This window comes from Streptomyces rapamycinicus NRRL 5491 (genome assembly GCF_024298965.1).
GTDB lineage: Bacteria > Actinomycetota > Actinomycetes > Streptomycetales > Streptomycetaceae > Streptomyces > Streptomyces rapamycinicus.
In genome coordinates, this window is the sequence record NZ_CP085193.1 from 3,909,602 (window position 1) to 3,930,965 (window position 21,364).

Genomic DNA, 21,364 nt, shown 5'->3' on the forward strand with positions numbered 1-21,364 from the left:
ATGTGCGGGGCCGATGACAGGTGGGTGATCGGTCTGTCGGGCGGGGCTTCGCTGCCGTACGGTCATTGCAGATGAGAGAAACACCCCGCTCGCAGGGGACTGCGGGCGATGCCGAGCCGGTGCTTCCCCAGCCCCGACCCGGCTGTGCCCTCGCGCACACCACTGGAGCCTCCGGCTCCGGATCTCCTCACCGATCGGACGGCCGCCCGCCCCAAACCCCCCGGGGCGCGCGGCACACCGATCGCCACGGCGGCCCCGGAACCACCCCCCCTGTTCCGGGGCCGCCGACTGTTCACTCCCCTTCCGCGCCACGGGCGCCCCTTTCCGCGCTCCGCACGCCCCTCGCACTGATCGCGTTGCTCGCGCTGTGCACCTGGCAGATCGCCGTCCACGGCCCCCTGCGCGCCTACGACGAACGGCTCGGCCGGGCGATCGCCGGCTCGGCGCTCCCCTCCCCCGTCGCCGAGTTCCTCGCCGACCTCGGCAATACGGCGGTCGCGGTACCCGTCCTCGCCGTCGCCATCGGCTGGGCGGCGTGGTGCACCCGGCGCGCGGAAGAGCCGCGCTGGTGGCTGCCGCCGCTGGCCGCCGCGGTGGCGATGGCGGCGGTTCCGGCACTGGTGGTTCCGTTCAAGGCGCTGATCGACCGCCCCGGCCCGCCCGGGCCGCTGGCGGACGAGACCGGATTCTTTCCCTCCGGCCATGCCGCGACGGCCGCCGTCGCCTACGGCGCGGTGGCGCTGCTGCTCCACCCTCTTCTGCGCCCGCGGCTCCGGCGGCCCCTCCTGGTGGCCGTCGCCGTGCTGAACCTCGCCGTGGCAGCCGGGCTGGTCCGGCGCGGCTACCACTGGCCGCTGGACACCGTCGCGAGCTGGTGTCTGTCCGGTCTGCCACTGTGGACGGTGCTCAGGGTCGGCCGTTTGAGCCACAGCGGTCAGCGGTCCAGTCCGGACTCGCGGACCCGACGGTCACCCCGGGCCGCGCCGAGCGACCCGGACTGACCACGGCGCGCGGGCTCCGCCCTCAGCTGTCGAACCCCAGCCCCACCTTGTCCATCGCCTTCAGCCACAGATTGCGGCGCCCGCCGTTCTCGTCGGCCCGGGTCATGGACCACTGGGTGATGCCGATGCCCGCCCACCGCACCGGCTCCGGCGGGAAGGGCAGGGGCTTGCTGCGGACCATCTCCAGGCGGGTACGCTCGGTGCGCTCCCCGGCGAGCAGATCGAGCATCACCTCGGCGCCGAACCGGGTCGCCCCGACGCCCAGGCCCGTATAGCCGAGCGCGTACGCCACCCGCCCCCCGTGCGCGCTGCCGAAGAAGGCGGAGAAGCGCGAGCAGGTGTCGATGGCACCGCCCCAGGCGTGGCTGAAGCGCACGCCCTCCAGCTGCGGGAAGCAGCGGAAGAAGTGCTGGGCGAGGGTGCGGTAGGTGGCGGGGTGGTGATCGTATTCGGCGCGCACGCGCCCGCCGTAGCGGTAGACGATGTCGTAGCCGCCCCACAGGATGCGCTGGTCGGCGGTGAGCCGGAAGTAGTGGAAGTGGTTGGCGGTGTCGCTGAGTCCCTGCCTGCCCCGCCAGCCGATCGCGTCGAGCTGCTCCTGGTTGAGCGGCTCGGTCATCAGCGCGTGATCGTAGACGGGGGTGACGTACGGGCGGACGCGGCGTACCAGCGCGGGGAAGGCGTTGGTGGCGAGCGCCACCTGGCGGGCGCGCACCCGGCCGTACGGGGTGCGGACGTCCATCGCCGCCCCGGCGCCGGCCAGCCGTGCGGCCGGGGTGTGTTCGTAGATCCGTACGCCCAGTTCGGCGCAGGCCCGCGCCAGGCCCCAGGCGAGCTTGGCGGGGTGCAGCATGGCCACGCCGCGGCGGTCCCACAGCCCGGCCAGGAAGGTGGGCGAGTCGACCTCGGCGCGCACCGCGTCGCGGTCGAGGAACTCCTGCTCGCCGACGCCGATTTCGGCCGCCAGCTGGGCGGCCTCGCGCAACTCCGCCACCTGGTACGGCTCGGTGGCCACGTCGATCTCGCCGGTGCGCTCGAAGTCGCAGTCGATGCCGTAGCGCTCGACGGCGGACTCGATGGCGTCGAGGTTGTGGTGGCCGAGCCGTTCGAGTTCGGCCAGTTCATCGGGCCAGCGGGCGGCGCCGTTGCCGAGGCCGTGGGTGAGAGAGGCGGCGCAGAAGCCGCCGTTGCGCCCGGAGGCGGCCCAGCCGATCTCCTGGCCCTCGACCAGGACCACCTCGCGGCCGGGGTCGCGCTCCTTGGCGATCAGGGCGGTCCACAGCCCGCTGTAGCCGCCGCCGACGACGAGCAGATCGCACTGCTCCTCCCCGACGAGGGCGGGGCGGGGGCCGGGCCTGCCGGGGTCGTCCAGCCAGTACGGCCGGTACGCGGCCCCGGCCAGGGCCTTCCAAGCGGACGGGGTGGGGGCACCCTCGCCCCCGGACGAGCGGGTCATGGCGTCCGTGGCCATGGTTCTCAGCTCCTCTTGCGGCGGGCGCCGGCCAGTTGGCCGACGAGAACGCACAACACCGCGACCGCGAACATCGCCGTTCCGATCACATTGATCTGCACGGGCGTGCCGCGCTGTGCGGATCCCCAGACGAACATGGGGAAGGTCACGGTCGAGCCGGCGTTGAAGTTGGTGATGATGAAGTCGTCGAAGGAGAGCGCGAAGGACAGCAGCGCGCCCGCGGCGATCCCGGGCGCGGCGATCGGCAGGGTGACGCGCAGGAAGGTCTGCACCGGGGAGGCGTAGAGGTCCTGGGCGGCCTGCTCCAGCCGGGGATCCATGGACATCACCCGCGCCTTGACGGCCGTCACCACGAAGCTCAGGCAGAACATGATGTGGGCGATGAGGATCGTCCAGAAGCCGAAGTCCACGCCCATGTTGAGGAAGAGGGTGGCCAGCGAGGCGGCCATGACGACCTCGGGCATCGCCATCGGCAGGAAGATCAGGCTGTTGACCGCGGGGCGGGCCCGGAAGCGGTAGCGGGCCAGCGCGAAGGAGATCATCGTGCCGAGGACGGTCGCGCCGATCGTCGCCCATATCGCGATCTTCAGGCTGAGCGAGAGCGAGCCGCACAGGTCGGCGACGCCGCACGGATCGGTCCAGGCGTCGGTGGAGAACCGCTGCCATTCGTAGTTGAACCGGCCGTTGGGCTTGTTGAAGGAGAAGACCAGGACGACGACGTTGGGCAGGATCAGATACGCGAGGGTGCCGAGCCCCGCGATGATCACCAGGTTCCGCCGTATCCAGCGCGTCAGGGCCGTCACACCAGGTCCTCCGTCCCGGACTTGCGGATGTAGACGGTGACCATCGTGAGGATGGCCGCCATGAGGATGAAGGACAGCGCCGCCGCCGTCGGATAGTCCAGCACCCGCAGGAACTGCGACTGGATGACGTTGCCGATCATCTTCTGGTCGGTGGAGCCCAGCAGTTCGGCGTTGATGTAGTCGCCCGCGGCGGGGATGAAGGTGAGCAGGGTGCCCGCGACGACGCCCGGCATGGACAGCGGGAAGGTCACCTTCCGGAAGATGGTGAAGGGGCGGGCGTAGAGATCTCCGGCGGCCTCGTGCAGCCGGGGGTCGATGCGCTCCAGGGAGGTGTAGAGCGGAAGGATCATGAAGGGCAGGAAGTTGTACGTCAGCCCGCAGACCACCGCGAGCGGCGTGGCCAGCACCCGCTGCCCCTCGGTGATCCCCAGATAGCTGGTCACGTCCAGGATGTGCAGCGAGTTGAGCGCGCCCACCACCGGGCCGCTGTCGGCCAGGATCGTCTTCCAGGCGAGGGTGCGGATCAGGAAGCTGGTGAAGAACGGCGCGATGACCAGGATCATCACCAGATTGCGCCAGCGGCCCGCCCGGAAGGCGATGAGGTACGCGAGCGGATAGCCGAGCAGCAGGCACAGCACGGTGGCGGTGGCGGAGTAGAGCACCGAGCGCAGGAAGTGCGGGTAGTACTCGGTGAGCGCGTCCCAGTAGGTCTGGAAGTGCCAGGTGACCTTGAAGCCCTCTTCGAGGGAGCCGGTCTGCACGGAGGTCGACGCCTGGTAGATCAGCGGCGCGGCGAAGAAGATCAGCAGCCAGAGGATGCCGGGGAGCAGCAGCCAGTAGGGCACCAGCCGCTTGCGGACGGCGGGCTTGATCAGGGGCGGCTTCTTCTCCCCCTCGACCGCCGGTGGCGCCTCGGGAGTCGCCGTAGCGCTCATGGGGCCTCCTCGTCCAGCTCCGTACCGGCGTCGATGTCCTGGGCCGCGTCGAGGCCGAAGGTGTGGGCGGGGTTCCAGTGCAGGACGACCTCGGCGCCGGGGACGAGTCGGGCGTCGCGCTCGATGTTCTGCTCGTAGACGGTGATCTCGGGGCAGTCCGGGGTGGTGATGAGGTACTGGGTGGAGACACCGATGAAGCTGGAGTCGACGATCCGCCCGGTGATCCGGTTGCGCCCCTCGGGGACGGTCCCTGCGTCCTCGGAATGGGCCAGGGTGATCTTCTCGGGACGCACCCCCACCAGCAGTTTCCCACCCGTGCGGACGGGCGCGCTACATCGGTCGGCGGGCACGGCGAGCTTGCCGCCGGCGGCGGAGAGCACGAGGTCGCCACCGCTCTTGTCGGTGATCTCGGCCTCGATGAGGTTGGAGGTGCCGAGGAAGTTGGCGACGAAGGTGGTGCCGGGGTTCTCGTAGAGCTCGGCGGGGGCGCCGCGCTGCTCGACCCGGCCGCCGTTCATCACCGCGACCGTGTCGGCCATGGTCATGGCCTCCTCCTGGTCGTGGGTGACATGGATGAAGGTGATGCCGACCTCGGTCTGGATGCGCTTGAGCTCCAGCTGCATCTGACGGCGCAGTTTGAGGTCCAGCGCGCCCAGCGGCTCGTCCAGCAGCAGCACCCTGGGGTGGTTGATCAGGGCGCGGGCGACGGCGACGCGCTGCTGCTGGCCGCCGGAGAGCTGCTGCGGTTTGCGGCGGGCGAAGTCACCGAGCTGGACCAGCTCCAGCATCTCCTCGACCTGCTTCTTCACCGATTTGACGCCGCGTCGGCGCAGTCCGAAGGCGACGTTCTCGAAGATGTCGAGGTGCGGGAAGAGGGCGTAGCTCTGGAAGACGGTGTTGACGGGCCGCTTGTGGGGCGGAAGGTCGGTGATGTCCTCGCCGGCCAGCCGGACGGTCCCGGTGGTGGGGTCCTCCAGGCCCGCGATCATGCGCAGGGTGGTGGTCTTGCCGCAGCCGGAGGCGCCGAGCAGGGCGAAGAAGGAGCCGGCGGGTATGTGCAGATCGAGCGGGTGGACGGCGGTGAAGGACCCGTAGGTCTTGCTGATCCGGTCGAGCCGGACGTCGCCGCCGGAGGTGGGCTGGGTCATGGCGGTGCGCTTCCTCGCTTGTCAGGCGCCGGTGAGCTTGGCGAACTTGTCCTCGAATGCCGCCTCTTCCTTGCTGGAGAGCGAGCGGAAGGAGTGGGACTTGGCGGCCATCTCCTCGTCCGGGAGGATCAGCGGATTGTCCGCCAGCGCCTTGTCGATCTTCGCGAGCTCCTCGCGCACGCCGTCGACCGGGCAGACGTAGTTGATGTACGCGGCGATCTTCGCGGCGACCTTGGGCTCGTAGAAGTAATCGATGAGCCGCTCGGCGTTCTTCTTGTGGCGCGCCTTGCTGGGGACCAGGAGGTTGTCCGTGGCCGTCATATAGCCGGCGTCGGGGATGGCGAACTCGATCTCGGGGTTGTCCGACTGGAGCTGGATCAGGTCCCCGGCCCAGGCCATACAGGCGGCGATGTCGCCCTTGGTGAGGTCGCCGGTGTAGTCGTTGCCGGTGAAGCGGCGGACCTGGCCCCGGTCGGACGCCTTCTGGAGGCGGGCGATCGCGGCGTCGTAGTCGTCGGCGGTGACCGTCTCGGGGTTCTTGCCCATGTCCAGGAGGGTCAGTCCGACGGTGTCGCGCATCTCGGTCAGCAGCCCGACCCGGCCCTTGAGCTTGGGGTCCTCCAGCAGCTGCGAGACCGAGGTGACCTTACGGCCGCCGGTGGCCTTCTTGTTGTACGCGATGACGGCGGGGATGCCGGTCCACGGGTAGGAGTGGGCGCGTCCCGGGTCCCAGTCCGGAGTGCGAAAAGGTTTCGCCAGGTTGGTGTAGGCATGGGGCAGTTGGGCGGGGTCCAGCGGTTGTATCCAGCCGAGCCGGATCATCCGGGCGGCCAGCCAGTCGGTGACGCAGATGAGGTCGCGGCCGGTGTCCTGGCCCGCCGCGAGCTGCGGCTTGATCTTGCCGAAGAACTCGACGTTGTCGTTGATGTCCTCGGTGTACTTGACCTTGATGCCGGTACGGCGCTGGAACGCGTCCAGGGTCGGATGGCGGCCGCCCTTGCCGACGTCCATGTACTCGGTCCAGTTGGAGAAGGCGAGCCGCTTCTCCTCGGCCGAGTGGTCATCCGAGGCGTTGTCCACCTCGGTGCGCCCTGCGGGCGGGATACCGCAGCCACCGAGCGCCCCGAGCCCGCCGACGGCGATCGCCCCGGCGCCTCCCGCACGCAGCAGGGAGCGGCGGGTGAGCGCCATACGGCCGCTGGTCATGGAGCGCCGCATCGCGGCGATCTGTGGTGGGGACAGGCTCTCGGGCTCGTGCCGTGCTTCCATAAGCTGTGCCTTTCGAGGGTGTCGGCCGGTGGCGGCCGGCCGAGGCCACGCGGAGGTGGCCGCACATTCAGGTCTGTCGGTCCCCGAAGACCGTGCGGTGCCAGTCCTTGCGGACCACCGCGGTGTTATCGGACATCACATGCTTGACCTGCGTGTACTCCTCGAAGGAGTACGCCGACATGTCCTTGCCGAAGCCGGATGCCCGCACCCCGCCGTGCGGCATCTCGCTGATGATCGGGATGTGGTCGTTGATCCAGACGCAGCCGGCCCGGATCTCGCGGGAGGCGCGGCCCGTACGGTAGACATCGCGGCTCCACGCGGAGGCGGCGAGACCATAAGGGGTGTCGTTGGCGAGCGCGATGCCCTCGTCGTCGCTGTCGAAGGGGAGGACGACCAGGACCGGGCCGAAGATCTCGGACTGCACGACCTCGCTGTCCTGGGGCGCCCCGGTGATGAGCGTGGGCCGGTAGTAGGCGCCCTTGGCGAGGTCGCCGCCCGGGGCCTCGCCGCCGGTGACGACGGTGGCGTAGCCGCGGGCCCGCTCCACGAAACCCGCCACGCGGTCGCGCTGGGTGTGGGAGATCAGCGGGCCGAGGTCGGTGTGCGGATCGAAGGGATCGCCGAGCCTTACGGTCGCCATGAGATCGGCGACGGCGGCGACGAACGCCTCGTACAGCGGACGCTGCACATAGGCCCGGGTGGCCGCGGTGCAGTCCTGTCCGGTGTTGATCAGCGCGCCCGCGACGGCGCCATGGGCGGCGGCCTCCAGGTCCGCGTCGTCGAAGACGACGAAGGGCGCCTTGCCGCCGAGTTCGAGATGGATCCGCTTGACGGTGGCCGTGGCGAGCTCCGCGACCCGCTTGCCGACCGCCGTGGAGCCGGTGAAGGAGGTCATCGCCACGCCGGGGTGGGAGACCAGGCGCTCGCCCGCCTCGCGGCCGGTGCCGCTCACCACGTTGACGACGCCGTCCGGGAGGCCCGCCTCCGTGGCCGCCTGGGCGAACATCAGCGAGGTCAGGGGCGTCAGTTCGGCGGGCTTCAGCACGATGGTGTTGCCCGCGGCGATGGCCGGGAGGACCTTCCACGCCGCCATCTGGAGGGGGTAGTTCCAGGGGGCGATGGAGCCGATGACGCCAATGGGTTCGCGGCGGACGTACGAGGTGTGGTCGCCGCTGTACTCGCCGGCGGCCTTGCCCTCCAGGTGGCGGGCGGCGCCCGCGAAGAAGGCGGTGTTGTCGATGGAGCCGGGCACATCGAACTCGGCGCTGAGCTTGATGGGCTTGCCGCACTGCAGCGACTCGGCGTGCGCGAGGTCGTCCGCCCGCTCGGTGAGCGCCGCGGCGAATCGGTGCATCGCGTCGGACCGCTCGCCGGGGGTGGCGCCCGCCCACTCGGGGAAGGCGGCCCCGGCGGCGGCCACGGCGGCGTCGACATCGGCCGTACCGGCGAGCCGGTAGCTGAACACCTGCTCGCCGGTGGCCGGGTCGACGACCGCGTGCGTGCCCTCGGAGCCGCCCTCGCGCAGCCGGCCCGCGATGTACTGGGCACCGTCGGCGAATCGCTCCGTCACGTCGAACCGCTGATCCATCGCGCTCTCCTCCGCCGATCCGCCCATAGGGGCACGGCGTAGCTACAACCGGAATTGATGGCCGATCCTGACAGAGGAGCAGCGCTTCAACAAGGGATTCCGTTGTTGCTTTTTGGTTTCGCGACGGATTCAGTGATCAGAGTGGGTCCGGCGTCACCGTTTCCGAGCCGGACCCCGGTCCGGACCGACGGATTGAGCAGCCGGTCCGGACGGCGGTCCGGGCGCCGTCTGGAAGACGGAGTCGATGGCGGCTAGAAGACGGAGTCGATGGCGGCGTCCAGCGCGGCGAGGTAGATCGCCGGGAGCACCATGCCGATGATGCCGCAGACCAGACCTGCGGTGGCCGAGCCCCCGTTGTTCGCCTCGCCGCGGCCGACCTTCCCCTTGCCGATGGCGCCGAAGATGATCGCCAGGATGCCGAGGATGACCGCGAAGACCCACAGGAAGTAGGTGATCCCGCAGACCAGACCGACGATGCCGCAGACCAGCGCGGCCGTGCCCATGCCATTGCTCAGCTGCATCGGCATCCCGGCCGCCCCCGGGTAGAGGGGCGGCGCGGCGGGGTAGCCGGCCCCGGGGTACGGCGGCTGCTGGGCCGGGGGCTGCGCCGGCGGCGGGGGCGCGGCGTAGGGATTGGCCTGTGGGTCGTACGGTCCCTGCTGTGGACCGGGTGTGTTGCTGGACATCGTCGGTCTCCCCTCCTGATTAACGTCCGGCAATGTTATGGGCAGGACTCATCCCTGGACAGCTCGATTGCGCAGGTCGGCGGGGCTGTCAGTGGCGGGTGCGAGAATCCTGGGCATGAAGACGAACGGGGTGGGGGATTCGGTTTCGGCGGAGGGGAGTCCCCCGGTTTCGGCGGACGGGGCCCCTCGGTCGGTCGAGGAGCTGGTCGAGCGGGCCGCGCGCGGTGACCGCCTGAAGTACGTCTGGTTCTGGGGGCATCGGCCCAGGCCGGATGGAAGCGTGGGTTCGGGGTGCTTCAGCCAGTGGTGGCCGTCGCCGTTCACCGTGGACGGGGTCACCTATGCGACGGCCGAGCACTGGATGATGGCGGGCAAGGCGCGGCTGTTCGGCGACGCGGAGGCCGAGCGCTCGGCGCTCGACGCCTCCCACCCCAAGCAGGCCAAGGACGCGGGCCGCGCGGTGCGCGGCTTCGACGAGGAGACCTGGCGGCGCCATCGCTTCGGGCTCGTGGTCGAGGGCAGTGTGCACAAGTTCGGCCACCCCCCGAGTTGCGCGACTATCTGCCGGGCACCGGGTCGCGGGTGCTGGTGGAGGCCAGCCCGGTGGACCGGGTGTGGGGCATCGGGCTGGCTGCGGACGACGAGCGGGCGGCGGACCCGGTCCGCTGGCGCGGGCTCAATCTGCTGGGGTTCGCGCTGATGGAGGCGCGTCAGCGGCTGATATCGGCGAGTGGGGGCGGGAGCACCGCAGGGGCCGAGACACTGGCATAGCCCGGGTCGTCATCGCTGCCCGAGTCGTCGTCCTCGGTGGCTATGTAGACGAAGATCATGACGACGCTCGCCACCACGGCGATCACCCCGAGGATCACCCCGGCCAGCGCCGAGCCGCCGTTGGTCGCCTCGCCGCCGGCCGCCCTGGAGCGGCCGAGCACCCCGAAGATGATCGCGAGCACACCGAGGACGATGCCGAGCACGATGCTCGCGAAGAGCACCAGGCCGATGATGCCGAGCACCAGGGCGGCCGTGCCATGGCCGTTGTTCGGCACATACGGCCCGCCCGGCCAGCCCTGGCCGTACGCCCCTCCGGGGTAGGCGGCACCGGGGTAGCCGGAGCCGGGGTAGCCCGTGCCGGGCTGGGCGGTGCCGGGGTAGCCCGTGCCCGGGTAGGCGTAGCCGGGATGGCCCTGGCCCTGCGCCCCGCCGTACGGCGACTGCTCGTACGGCGCCTGCTGCCCGTACCCGGGCTGGGGGTATCCGTTCGGCTGGGCGTATCCGCTCTGGCCGTACCCGTTCGGCGGGTAGCCCGCGGGGCCGTACGGCGCGGCGGGGTAGGCACTGGGCGTGCCCGGGCCGGTCGGCGCGGGCGGCGGTGGGGGCACCGCGCCCGGCGGGGTCACCTGGCCCCGCGGCCGTGCGGCGCTCGGCGGGGGCGGCGGAGGGGGCGGGGGCGTCGGGCCCGGCGGGGCGGGATGGGAGGTGAGGGTTGGCTGCTCGGCCACCCTGGGCCGGGGAGCGGGGACCGCCGGGGGCCGGGGCGCGGGTATGCCCGGCTCGCCCACACCTACCGCTCTGTCCGCCGCCTTGTCCGCCACGCCCGCGCCACCCGCCACGCCCGCACCGCCCGCACCACTGTCCGCCGCGTCCGTCTCCCCGGCGGCCTTGTCCATCGCGACCCGCCGCGCCGGCGGAGCCCACGGGTCGCGGTCGACCGGCTCGGGCTGCCTCGGCGGCCCGGGTCGCCGCTGCTCATCCTGCGGCTCGGACGGGTCGTGCTGGTCGGCCATGGAGCTCCCCACAAAGACGTCCGACCATGCTACGGCCTGTGGCGAGCCCGTCGGCGCCACACAATACGATGACCGGAACCCGCCGTCGGCGGGCGTCTCCCGGAGGTTTTGTTGACCGATCTGACCACCTTCATCGCCGGGCTGCCCAAGGCGGAGCTCCATGTGCACCACGTGGGATCCGCCTCGCCGCGCATCGTGGCCGAGCTGGCCGCCCGCCACCCCGACTCCAAGGTGCCCACCGACCCCGAGGCCCTCGCCGAGTACTTCGTCTTCCGGGACTTCGCGCACTTCATCGAGATCTACCTCTCCGTGGTGGACCTGATCCGCGACGCCGAGGACGTCCGGCTGCTGACCTACGAGATCGCCCGCGACATGGCCCGGCAGAACATCCGCTACGCCGAGCTGACCGTCACCCCGTACAGCTCGACCCGGCGCGGCATCCCGGACACCGCCTTCGTCGAGGCGATCGAGGACGCCCGCAAGGCCGCCGAGTCGGATTTCGGCACGGTGCTGCGCTGGTGCTTCGACATCCCCGGCGAGGCCGGTCTCGAGGCCGCCGAGGAGACCACCCGGATCGCCTGTGAGCTGAACCCCGAGGGGCTGGTCGGCTTCGGCCTCGGCGGTCCGGAGATAGGGGTGCCGCGCCCCCAGTTCAAGCCGTACTTCGACCGGGCCATCGCCGCCGGGCTGCGCAGTGTGCCGCACGCGGGCGAGACCACCGGGCCGCAGACGATCTGGGACGCCCTCGTCGAGCTGCGGGCGGAGCGCATCGGCCATGGCACCAGCGCCGTCCAGGACCCGAAGCTGCTCGCCCATCTCGCGGAGCACCGCATTCCGCTGGAGGTCTGCCCGACCTCCAACATCGCCACCCGCGCCGTCGCCACCCTCGGTGAGCACCCGCTGAAGCAGATGGTCGAGGCCGGGGTGCTGGTCACGATCAACAGCGACGACCCGCCGATGTTCGGCACCGACCTCAACACCGAGTACCAGGTCGCGGCCCAGCTGCTGGACCTGGACGCGGCGGGCGTGGCGGCCCTGGCCAAGAACGCGGTCGAGGCGTCCTTCCTGGACGCCGAGGGCAAGGCGCGGCTCTCGGCGGAGATCGACGCCTACACGGTGGTCGCGGGCCGATGAGACCGGCGGGGGCGGGATGCGTCCCGGTCGGCCACCGCGGCGACCCGTATGTGTGCCGTGAGAACACCCTGCCCTCGATCCGCTCCGCGGTGCGCGCGGGGGCGGGCGCGGTCGAGATCGACGTACGGCTGACCCGGGACGGTGTGCCGGTGCTGCTCCACGACGCCACGCTGAAGCGGCTGTGGGGCCGGGAGCGGCCGCTGTCCGGGCTGACCGCCGAGGAGGTGCGGCAGCTGACCGGCGGGGGCGTGCCGACCCTGCGCGAGGCCCTCGTCTCCGCCGGCTCCACCCGGCTGCTGATCGACCTGCCGGACGCCTCGGCCGCGCCCGCCGCCGTCGCCCAGGTGCGGGAGGGCGGGGCGGCCGGCCGGGTGTACTACTGCGGCGCGCTGGCGGCCCTGCACGCGGTGCGGCGCGCGGATCCGGACGCCGAGATCGCGCTGACCTGGACCACACTGGCCCCGCCGCGTCCGGCGCTGCTGGCCGCGCTGCGTCCCCGGTGGCTCAACTACCGCTTCGGGCTGGTCTCCCGCGAGCTGGTCGCCCGGCATCACGCCGACGGGCTGCTGGTCTCCGCCTGGACCGCCGACACCCGCCGGTCGATGTCCCGGCTGCTGCGGGCGGGCGTCGACGCGATCACCACCAACCGCGTCGCCGCGCTCACGGCCCTGGTCCGGATGTCCCCCCTTGGTCATGACGGATGACCCTGCCATGACCAAGTGACAAGCCCGGCGCGGGAATCGGCCCGCGCCGCACGGCCGGGGCGGACCTCGGCCCGCCCCGCGCGGGAATCAGCCCGGCGTCAGCCCGGCATCAGCCCAGGGACGTCATGACGTGCTTGATGCGGGTGTAGTCCTCGAAGCCGTACGCGGACAGATCCTTGCCGTAGCCGGACTGCTTGAAGCCGCCGTGCGGCATCTCGGCGACCAGCGGGATGTGGGTGTTGATCCAGACGCAGCCGAAGTCGAGGGCCTTGGACATCCGCATCGCGCGGGCGTGGTCCTTGGTCCACACCGACGAGGCCAGCGCGTACTCCACACCGTTGGCGTAGGAGATGGCCTGCTCCTCGTCCGAGAAGGTCTGCACGGTGATGACCGGGCCGAAGACCTCGTTCTGGACGATCTCGTCGTCCTGCTTGAGCCCGGAGACCACGGTGGGCGCGTAGAAGAAGCCCTTGTCGCCGACCCGGTGGCCGCCCGCCTCGACCTTGGCGTGCGCGGGGAGCCGGTCGATGAAGCCGGTGACCTGGGCCAGCTGGTTGGCGTTGTTCAACGGGCCGTACAGCACGTCCTCGTCGTCCGGCGCGCCGGTCTTGGTCTCGGCGGCGGCCTTGGCGAGCGCGCTCACGAACTCGTCGTGGATCGACTCGTGGACCAGCACCCGGGTGGCGGCCGTACAGTCCTGGCCCGCGTTGAAGAAGCCCGCGACCGAGATGTCCTCGACCGCCTTGGGGATGTCGGTGTCCTCGAAGACCACCACGGGGGCCTTGCCGCCGAGTTCCAGGTGCACCCGCTTGATGTCCTTGGAGGCGCTCTCGGCGACCTGCTTGCCGGCCCGCACCGATCCGGTGATGGACGCCATGGCGGGCACGGAGTGCTCGACCATCAGCCGACCGGTCTCGCGGTCGCCGCAGATCACGTTGAACACGCCCTGCGGATGGCCCAGCTCCGCCAGCACCCCGCCGATGATCTCGGCGAACAGCACCGTGGAGGCGGGCGTGGTGTCCGAGGGCTTGATGACGACCGTGTTGCCCGCCGCCAGCGCCGGGGCGAACTTCCATACGGCCATCATCATCGGGTAGTTCCACGGTGCGACCTGGGCGCACACCCCGACCGGCTCACGCCGGATGATCGAGGTGAGCCCCTCCATGTACTCGCCGGCCGAGCGGCCCTCCAGCATCCGGGCCGCGCCCGCGAAGAAGCGGATCTGGTCGATCATCGGCGGGATCTCCTCGTCCCGCGTGAGACCGATCGGCTTGCCGGTGTTCTCCGACTCGGCGGCGATCAGCTCCTCCGCCCGCGCCTCGAAGGCGTCGGCGATCTTGAGCAACGCCTTCTGCCGCTCGCCGGGCACCAGGTCGCGCCAGGCCGGGAAGGCGGCCTCGGCGGCGGCCATCGCCGCGTCCACGTCCGCGGCGCCCGACAGCGGCGCGGTGGCGTAGGGCTCGCCCGTGGCCGGGTTGACCACCTCCGTGGTCCGCCCGTCCGCGGCGTCCCGGAACTCTCCGTCGATGTAGTTGCGCAGACGACGCAGTTCGGTGGTCACGTGCCACCCCTCCTGTCAGCTGTCCGATGGGTGAGACACCCACAGTAGTCGCCGGTGCTGCGTTTTCAACATACCCGCCACACCAGAACGACGGAATCAGTGTTTTCAAGGTCCCTTAACGACGAAATTCATCGAAGAAGGGTTGCGACACGGGCGAGGCTCGTGCACAGTGAGGGTCGTGGCCACACCTGACAAGAACGGCACGCCGACCCTCGACTCCGTATCCCTGGCGATCATCGAGCAGCTCCAGGAGGACGGTCGCCGGCCGTACGCCGCCATCGGAAAGGCCGTCGGGCTCTCCGAGGCCGCCGTACGGCAGCGTGTGCAGAAGCTGCTCGACCAGGGCGTGATGCAGATCGTCGCCGTCACCGATCCTCTCACCGTGGGGTTCCGGCGGCAGGCGATGGTCGGCATCAACGTCGAGGGCGATCTCGACCCGGTCGCGGACGCGCTGACCGCCATGGACGAGGTCGAGTACGTGGTCGTCACCGCGGGCTCCTTCGATCTCCTGATCGAGATCGTCTGCGAGGACGACGACCATCTCCTCGAAATGATCAACAAGCGGATCCGCACGCTGCCCGGTGTGCGCTCCACCGAGAGCTTCGTCTACCTCAAGCTCCGGAAGCAGACCTATACCTGGGGAACGAGATAGCAATGAGCGCCGACCTCTCCAAGACGGCGTACGACCACCTGTGGATGCACTTCACCCGCATGTCGTCGTACGAGAACTCCCCCGTGCCGACGATCGTGCGCGGTGAGGGCACGTACATCTACGACGACAAGGGCAAGCGGTACATCGACGGCCTGGCCGGCCTGTTCGTGGTCAACGCGGGCCACGGCCGGGTCGAGTTGGCGGAGACGGCCTACAAGCAGGCCCAGGAGCTCGCCTTCTTCCCGGTGTGGAGCTACGCCCACCCCAAGGCCGTCGAGCTCGCCGAGCGGATCGCGGGCTACGCGCCCGGCGACCTGAACAAGGTCTTCTTCACCACCGGCGGCGGCGAGGCCGTCGAGACCGCGTGGAAGCTGGCCAAGCAGTACTTCAAGCTGACCGGCAAGCCCACCAAGCACAAGGTCATATCCCGGGCGGTGGCCTACCACGGCACCCCGCAGGGCGCCCTGTCGATCACCGGTCTGCCGGGGCTCAAGGCCCCCTTCGAACCGCTGGTCCCCGGCGCCCACAAGGTCCCCAACACCAACATCTACCGCGCCCCGATCTTCGGTGACGACCCCGAGGCGTTCGGCCGCTGGGCCGCCGACCAGATCGAGCAGCAGATCCTCTTCGAGGGCGCGGACACCGTGGCCGCGGTCTTCCTGGAGCCGGTGCAGAACGCGGGCGGCTGCTTCCCGCCGCCGCCCGGGTACTTCCGGCGGGTCCGTGAGATCTGCGACCGCCATGACGTGCTGCTCGTCTCGGACGAGGTCATCTGCGCCTTCGGGCGGCTGGGCACGATGTTCGCCTGCGACAAGTTCGGCTACGTCCCGGACATGATCACCTGCGCCAAGGGGATGACCTCCGGCTACTCCCCGATCGGCGCGTGCATCATCTCCGACCGGCTCGCCGAGCCCTTCTACGAGGGCGACAACACCTTCCTGCACGGCTACACCTTCGGCGGCCATCCGGTCTCGTCCGCCGTGGCCCTGGCCAACTTCGACATCTTCGAGCGCGAGGGCCTCAACCAGCATGTGCTGGACAACGAGACCGCGTTCCGCTCCACGCTGGAGCGGCTGCACGATCTGCCGATCGTCGGCGATGTCCGGGGGAATGGTTTCTTCTACGGCATCGAGCTGGTGAAGGACAAGGCCACCAAGGAGTCCTTCGACGAGGAGGAGACCGAGCGGATCCTCTACGGCTTTCTCTCCAAGGCACTGTTCGAGAACGGGCTGTACTGCCGGGCCGACGACCGAGGCGACCCGGTCGTCCAGCTGGCCCCGCCGCTGATCGCCGACCAGGCGGTGTTCGACGAGATCGAGCAGGTGCTGCGGTCGGTGCTGACGGAGGCGTGGACCAAGCTCTGAGGCTGCCAGGGCAGTTCAAGCCCCGGCGTCCCACGCCCAGTTCCACACTCAGCTTCACGCCCACTTGAGGGCGAACCACAGCTCCATACGGACGTCCGCGTCACCCAGGTCCACATCCAGCAGGGCCCCGGCGCGGGCGATCCGCTGACGGACCGTATTGCGGTGGACCTCCAGCGCCACCGCCGTACGGTCCCAGCTGCCGTGCAGCGACAGCCACACCCGCAGCGTCTCCAGCAGCGCCGGTGCGCCCTCGAGCGGCGCCAGCAGGGCCCGGCCGTGCGCCCCCGCCTCGGCCGGGTCCACCAGCGAGCCGACCCCGCCCGCGCGGGCCGGGCCGTCCCGCACCAGCGGCACCCGCTCGGCCACCGCCCGCCGCAGAGCGCGGGCGGCGTCGGCGGCGCCGCGCGTCAGGTCCGCGGCCGGTACGGGCGCCCCGACGCCCAGGGTCCAGCCGGGCTGCGCCCGAACCTCCCCCTCGCCCGGGACGAGGGCGCTCAGCGCGTCCCCGTCGAGGTCGACCAGCGGCGTCCCGAGCCCTGCCGCGAGCGCCGCCGTGGCCAGCAGCCCGTCGTCCCGGCCGCGACCGCGCCGCCGCCCGTGCACCACGGTCCACAGCCCACCGTCCTCCGGGGGCTCGAGAGACGTCCCGGGCTGCCCTGGCTGCCCCGGCGTGCCCGGCTGGGCTGACTGGGCTGACGTCCCCGGCTGCCCCGGCGTCCTCGATTGTCCGGGCTGCCCTGGCGTCCCCGGGTGACCTGGCTGCCCCGGTGTCCCCGGGGGTCCCGCCAAGGGACTCAGCAGCCCCGCCACCCGCGCTGGTTCGGCACCGAGCATCAGCCGCACCAGCGCCGATGTGCGCTCGGCCTCGGCCCCGACCACCCGGCGGGCCGTCAGCAGCGACAGCAGCACCACGGCCACCCCCACGATCGCCCCGTCCGCCCCGTCCCGCCGGGGTGCGCAGACGCCGAGCGCGAGCCGGTCCTCCGGCCCGGCCGGGCCGCCCAGCCCGTACGCGGTCAGCAGCAGCTCCTCACCGGCCGCCCCGGTCGCCCTGCCCGCCGCCGAGGACGGTCCCGAGCGCAGCCGCGCCGCGAGCGCGCCGAGCGCCTTACGGGCCTCGCGCGGCGGCCGCGGCCCGGCGGCCGCCAGCTCCGCGCCGTCCGGGGCGTCCGGACCGGCCGGGCCGTAGAGCACCGTCCAGGCCCCGAGGTGCTGGCCGAGCTGGCGCAGCACGGCCGGTACGGGGTGCGGGCGCGCCGCGGCCGTCGCCAGCGACTGCTGCGCCTCGGTGAGGCTCCGCAGCTCATGGTGGCGGCGCTCGGCCATCGCGTCCCATACGGCGCTCGCCACGGCCGTGAAGGTCGTCTGCCGGGGCACCTCCACCAGCGGCAGCCCGTGCCGGTCGCACGCCTCCGCCAGCGCACGGGGCACCGTTTCGTGCACCGGCGCGATGCCGAAGCCGAGCGCCGCAGCGCCCGCCTGGACCGTACGTGCCACATAGCGGTCCCAGTAGGTGCCGGCGCCCGCCGCCTCCGGGCAGTGCACCCCCGCGCTGAGCAGCAGCTCTCCGCCCAGCAGATACGGGACGGGGTCCTCCATCTCGCTGGTGTGGACGAAGTACACGGGCGTGTCCGTCTCGCGCCCGCCCGCGACCTGCCGCAAGCCCAGGGCGGGCTGGCGAAGGAGGGTGGAGAGCGGGACGGGGGCCGTCGGGGGGACGCGGTCGTTCATCACGGCGGGGCCTCGCGAGGGGATGGTTCGTACATCCCGGGGATCGGGAGTGGAGGAAACGTACACTTCCCGGACGCTTCGGCGACACCTAGGGTCTCCGTCACTCCCCACGTTTCCCCACACCCCCCCGGGGCTCGATCCCCGCGGATCACCGGGACCTCCCCGATCCCGTGCGTCTCCGCCCTCCCGACGCCCCGACCTCCCGACCGCCAGCCGACCCCCGCCGGACCGAGGAGCACCGCCATGACCGCTGTCGACTACACCGTGATCGTCGTCTATCTCGCGGGCATGCTCGCGCTCGGCTGGTGGGGGATGCGCCGCACCAGTTCCACCAGTGACTTCCTGGTCGCGGGGCGGCGGCTGGGGCCGCTGATGTACTCCGGGACGATGGCCGCGATCGTGCTCGGCGGCGCGTCCACCATCGGCGGCGTCGGGCTCGGCTACCAGTACGGGCTCTCCGGCGCCTGGATGGTCATCGCCATCGGCCTCGGGCTGCTGGCGCTGTCGGTCTTCTTCTCGGCGCGCATCGCCCGGCTCAAGGTCTACACGGTGAGCCAGATGCTGGACCTGCGCTACGGCGGCTCCTCCGGGCTGATCTCGGGCATCGTGATGTGGGCCTACACCCTGATGCTGGCGGTCACCTCGACCATCGCCTACGCCACCATCTTCGATGTGATCTTCGGGCTGGACCGGGTCGTCGCCATCGTGCTCGGCGGGGCGATCGTGGTCTGTTACTCGACCCTCGGCGGCATGTGGTCGATCACCCTCACCGACATGGTGCAGTTCGTGGTCAAGACGGTGGGCGTGCTGCTCCTGCTGCTGCCCATCGCGGTGGTGAAGGCGGGCGGCTTCGACGCGATGAAGGCCGAACTCCCACACGGCTACTTCTCCCCCATGGGCATCGGCGGCCAGACCGTCTTCACCTATGTGCTGATCTACTCCTTCGGCATGCTGATCGGCCAGGACATCTGGCAGCGGGTCTTCACCGCCCGCGATGACCGGGTCGCCCGCCTCGGCGGCACCGCGGCCGGTACGTACTGCCTGGCCTACGCGGTCGCGGGCGCGATCATCGGCACGGCGGCCAGGGTGCTGTACCCCAAGCTGGGCGCCCCGGACGACGCGTTCGCGACCATCGTCAAGGACGCCCTCCCGGTGGGTGTGAAGGGGCTGGTGCTGGCCGCCGCGCTGTCCGCGGTGATGTCCACCTCCTCGGGCGCGCTGATCGCCTGCGCGACGGTGGCCAACAACGACATCTGGGCCCGGCTGCGCGGCCGTACGCTCCGTACGGCCGGCGCCTCCCATGACGAGATCGGTGGCAACCGCGTCTTCATCCTCATCATGGGCGTCGCCGTGATCGGCATCTCCGTGGCGCTCAACGATGTCGTCGAGGCGCTGACCGTCGCCTACAACATGCTGGTCGGCGGGTTGCTGATGCCGATCCTGGGCGGGCTGCTGTGGAAGCGCGGCACGGGCGCGGGCGCACTGGCCTCGGTCGGTGTCGGCGGCCTCACGGTCATCGCGCTGATGGGGTGGAAGGGCATCCTCGCCAACGAGCCCATCTACTTCGGGCTGCTGGCCTCGCTGGTGGCGTATGTCGCGGTCAGCCTCGCCACCAAGCCGACGGACGCGGCGATCCTGGACGTCTGGCGGCGACGGCTGGCCGGTGAGCCCGCCGCCCCCGTCTCGAAGACCACCAGTCCGGCCACCGCAGGCGCCTGACACCGCATCACACTCGCTCTCTTCGATACACATCGTCAGAAAGGCACCAATCCATGCCCACCGCACAGCGCGCGCGTCACGGCGGCGATCTCGTCGTGGAGTCCCTCACCGCGCTCGGGGCGAGCACCGTGTTCGGGCTTCCCGGACAGCACGCTCTCGGGGCGTTCGACGCGCTGCGGCGGTCCGGGCTCACCTATGTGGGACTGCGGGTGGAGAACAACGCCGGGTTCGCCGCCGACGCCTTCGCGCGTGTCACCGGCACGGTGGCGCCGCTGCTGGTGTCCACAGGGCCGGGGGCGCTCATGACGCTCGCCGCGCTGCAGGAGTCGGCGGCGGCGTCCGCGCCGGTCCTCGCCATCGGCAGCCAGGTGCCGACGGCGGGGCTGGGTGGCGGGCGCAAGGGCTATCTGCATGAACTCGTGGACCAGAAGGCGTCGTTCCGCGACGTGGTGAAGTCGGTCCACACGGCCCGTACCGCCTCTCAGATCCCCTCCGCGGTCGCCGCCGCCTGGGCGTCCGCGCTGGAGGCCCCCGCCGGGCCGGTGTGGCTGGAGATCCCGCAGGATGTGCTGCTCGCACCGGTCTCCGTGCCGCCGGTGACCTCCCTGCGGGCCGAGCCCCGGCCGCTGTCGCCCCGGCCCGAGCTGACGGCGGAGGCGGCGAGGCTGCTGAACGCCGCCGAGCGTCCGGTGATCCTGGCCGGGGGCGGGGTGGTGCGCGCCGGGGCGCGGCAGGAGCTGCGGGCGCTGGCCGAGGTGCTGGACGCGCCCGTGGCGACGACCTTCGGCGGCAAGGGCGCGTTTCCATGGGATCATCCGCTCTCGCTCCAGTCCTGGCTGGAGGACGCGCACACCACCGAGTTCCTGGAGGACGCCGACGTCCTGCTGGTCGTCGGCTCCGGACTCGGTGAACTCTCCTCCAACTACCACACGTTCAGCCCGCGAGGCCGTCTCGTACAGATCGAGGCCGACCTCGGCAAGCTGGAGTCCAACCACCCGGCGCTCGGCATCCACGCCGACGCCCGCGAGGCGCTGGCCGCGCTCACCGAGGCCGTGACGCCCCGCCCGCCGGGCACCGCGGCCAAGGCCGCGGCCGGGCTGCTCACCCGGGTGCGGGAGCGGATCGACGCGCAGGGCCTGGAGCTGGAGCGGCGGGTGCTGGACGCGGTGCGGGACGCGCTGCCCGATGACTCCCCCAGCTTCTGGGACATGACGATCCTCGCCTACTGGGCCTGGTCCGCCTTCGATCCCCGTGCGGGCGCCCTGCACTCGGCGCAGGGCGCGGGCGGCCTCGGCTACGGCTTCCCGGCCGCCCTCGGGGCCGCCGCCGCGGACCGCGGACGGCCGGTGCTGGCCGTGTCGGGCGACGGCGGCGCCATGTACTCGATCGCCGAACTCGCGACCGCCCATCAGTACCAACTCCCCATCACCTGGCTGATCGTGGACGACGGCGGCTACGGCATCCTGCGCGAGTACATGACGGACACGTTCGGCGAGGCGACCGCCACCGAGCTGTCCCGCCCGGACTTCGTCGCGCTGGCCGAGTCCTTCGGCGTCCCGGCGGTCCGTACCACACCCGAGCGGCTGCGCACGGATCTCGCCGACGCCCTCGCGGCCCCCGGGCCGTCGGTCGTGGTACTGCCCGCGCTGCTGCGGATGTTCGCGCCCACCCACCTCGACCGGCCGGCCGACGGCGGCCCGGACGGCAGCCCCGACGGCGGCCCCGGTCCCGGTCAGCCCTGATCGGTGCCCGACCCCGATCAGGGCTGATCGGAGGAAAAGGGGGCCACCCGCGCCGAGCCTGGGCGCGGGGCC

Annotated in this window: 17 protein-coding genes and 1 pseudogene; 8 read left to right on the forward strand and 10 right to left on the reverse strand. The window is 71.4% G+C overall.

The window, feature by feature from the left end; all coding sequences use genetic code 11:
• Positions 1–71 precede the first annotated feature (71 nt).
• Positions 72–1,001, forward strand: a complete 930-nt coding sequence (locus tag LIV37_RS15700) for a phosphatase PAP2 family protein (RefSeq protein ID WP_121824901.1) — start codon at positions 72–74, stop codon at positions 999–1,001.
• Positions 1,002–1,023: 22 nt separating this feature from the next.
• Here the strand turns inward: LIV37_RS15700 and LIV37_RS15705 are convergent, their stop codons facing one another.
• From LIV37_RS15705 to LIV37_RS15735, 7 genes are all read right to left on the reverse strand, one after another.
• Positions 1,024–2,472, reverse strand: coding sequence for an NAD(P)/FAD-dependent oxidoreductase (locus LIV37_RS15705; protein ID WP_020868110.1), 1,449 nt, complete (start codon positions 2,470–2,472; stop codon positions 1,024–1,026).
• A 5-nt stretch (positions 2,473–2,477) separates the two neighbouring features.
• On the reverse strand, positions 2,478–3,275 hold the full coding sequence (locus LIV37_RS15710) for an ABC transporter permease (RefSeq protein WP_020868111.1): 798 nt from the start codon (positions 3,273–3,275) through the stop codon (positions 2,478–2,480).
• A complete protein-coding gene (locus tag LIV37_RS15715; protein WP_020868112.1) occupies positions 3,272–4,210 on the reverse strand; it encodes an ABC transporter permease in 939 nt (312 codons plus the stop codon). The genes LIV37_RS15710 and LIV37_RS15715 overlap by 4 nt, the downstream gene beginning before the upstream one ends.
• Positions 4,207–5,358: an ABC transporter ATP-binding protein gene (locus LIV37_RS15720; protein WP_020868113.1), complete on the reverse strand. Its 1,152-nt coding sequence runs from the start codon at positions 5,356–5,358 to the stop codon at positions 4,207–4,209. Before LIV37_RS15720 ends, LIV37_RS15715 begins: the two co-directional genes overlap by 4 nt.
• A 21-nt stretch (positions 5,359–5,379) precedes the next feature.
• Positions 5,380–6,627 (reverse strand): polyamine ABC transporter substrate-binding protein, encoded by a 1,248-nt coding sequence (locus LIV37_RS15725; RefSeq protein ID WP_020868114.1) that lies wholly within the window; start codon positions 6,625–6,627, stop codon positions 5,380–5,382.
• A gap of 67 nt (positions 6,628–6,694) precedes the next feature.
• Positions 6,695–8,215 carry a gamma-aminobutyraldehyde dehydrogenase gene (locus LIV37_RS15730; protein WP_020868115.1) on the reverse strand — a complete coding sequence of 507 codons (1,521 nt, stop codon included), beginning with the start codon at positions 8,213–8,215 and terminating at the stop codon, positions 6,695–6,697.
• 251 nt (positions 8,216–8,466) lie between these two features.
• Positions 8,467–8,901, reverse strand: coding sequence for a DUF4190 domain-containing protein (locus LIV37_RS15735; protein ID WP_020868116.1), 435 nt, complete (start codon positions 8,899–8,901; stop codon positions 8,467–8,469).
• 115 nt (positions 8,902–9,016) lie between these two features.
• Here LIV37_RS15735 and LIV37_RS15740 point away from each other — a divergent pair.
• A pseudogene (locus tag LIV37_RS15740) lies at positions 9,017–9,672 on the forward strand (NADAR family protein).
• On the opposite strand, the gene LIV37_RS15745 reads toward LIV37_RS15740, so the two are convergent.
• Positions 9,612–10,685: a DUF4190 domain-containing protein gene (locus tag LIV37_RS15745; RefSeq protein ID WP_121824900.1), complete on the reverse strand. Its 1,074-nt coding sequence runs from the start codon at positions 10,683–10,685 to the stop codon at positions 9,612–9,614. The pseudogene LIV37_RS15740 and the gene LIV37_RS15745 overlap by 61 nt on opposite strands.
• A 111-nt stretch (positions 10,686–10,796) precedes the next feature.
• Between LIV37_RS15745 and LIV37_RS15750 the strand changes: the two genes are divergently transcribed.
• Together LIV37_RS15750 and LIV37_RS15755 are read left to right on the forward strand one after the other, a co-directional pair.
• The gene (locus LIV37_RS15750; protein WP_020868118.1) at positions 10,797–11,819 is read left to right on the forward strand and encodes an adenosine deaminase; all 1,023 of its coding nucleotides are present in this window, start codon (positions 10,797–10,799) and stop codon (positions 11,817–11,819) included.
• Positions 11,816–12,523 carry a glycerophosphodiester phosphodiesterase gene (locus LIV37_RS15755; RefSeq protein ID WP_020868119.1) on the forward strand — a complete coding sequence of 236 codons (708 nt, stop codon included), beginning with the start codon at positions 11,816–11,818 and terminating at the stop codon, positions 12,521–12,523. The genes LIV37_RS15750 and LIV37_RS15755 overlap by 4 nt, the downstream gene beginning before the upstream one ends.
• Positions 12,524–12,632: 109 nt before the next feature.
• On the opposite strand, the gene LIV37_RS15760 is transcribed toward LIV37_RS15755, so the two are convergent.
• Positions 12,633–14,084 (reverse strand): gamma-aminobutyraldehyde dehydrogenase, encoded by a 1,452-nt coding sequence (locus tag LIV37_RS15760; RefSeq protein ID WP_020868120.1) that lies wholly within the window; start codon positions 14,082–14,084, stop codon positions 12,633–12,635.
• A gap of 178 nt (positions 14,085–14,262) precedes the next feature.
• Here LIV37_RS15760 and LIV37_RS15765 point away from each other — a divergent pair, with 178 nt between their 5' ends.
• Positions 14,263–14,736, forward strand: a complete 474-nt coding sequence (locus tag LIV37_RS15765; protein ID WP_020868121.1) for an Lrp/AsnC family transcriptional regulator — start codon at positions 14,263–14,265, stop codon at positions 14,734–14,736.
• Positions 14,737–14,738: 2 nt separating this feature from the next.
• Entirely contained in the window at positions 14,739–16,100 is a 1,362-nt protein-coding gene (locus LIV37_RS15770; protein WP_020868122.1) for an aspartate aminotransferase family protein, read from the forward strand.
• A gap of 54 nt (positions 16,101–16,154) precedes the next feature.
• Here LIV37_RS15770 and LIV37_RS15775 read toward each other — a convergent pair whose 3' ends face one another.
• Positions 16,155–17,831, reverse strand: coding sequence for a PucR family transcriptional regulator (locus LIV37_RS15775; protein WP_121824899.1), 1,677 nt, complete (start codon positions 17,829–17,831; stop codon positions 16,155–16,157).
• 243 nt (positions 17,832–18,074) lie between these two features.
• Here LIV37_RS15775 and LIV37_RS15780 point away from each other — a divergent pair, with 243 nt between their 5' ends.
• The gene (locus LIV37_RS15780; RefSeq protein WP_020868123.1) at positions 18,075–19,550 is read left to right on the forward strand and encodes a sodium:solute symporter family protein; all 1,476 of its coding nucleotides are present in this window, start codon (positions 18,075–18,077) and stop codon (positions 19,548–19,550) included.
• A gap of 53 nt (positions 19,551–19,603) precedes the next feature.
• Positions 19,604–21,292, forward strand: a complete 1,689-nt coding sequence (locus tag LIV37_RS15785; protein ID WP_020868124.1) for a thiamine pyrophosphate-binding protein — start codon at positions 19,604–19,606, stop codon at positions 21,290–21,292.
• Positions 21,293–21,364: the final 72 nt, after the last annotated feature.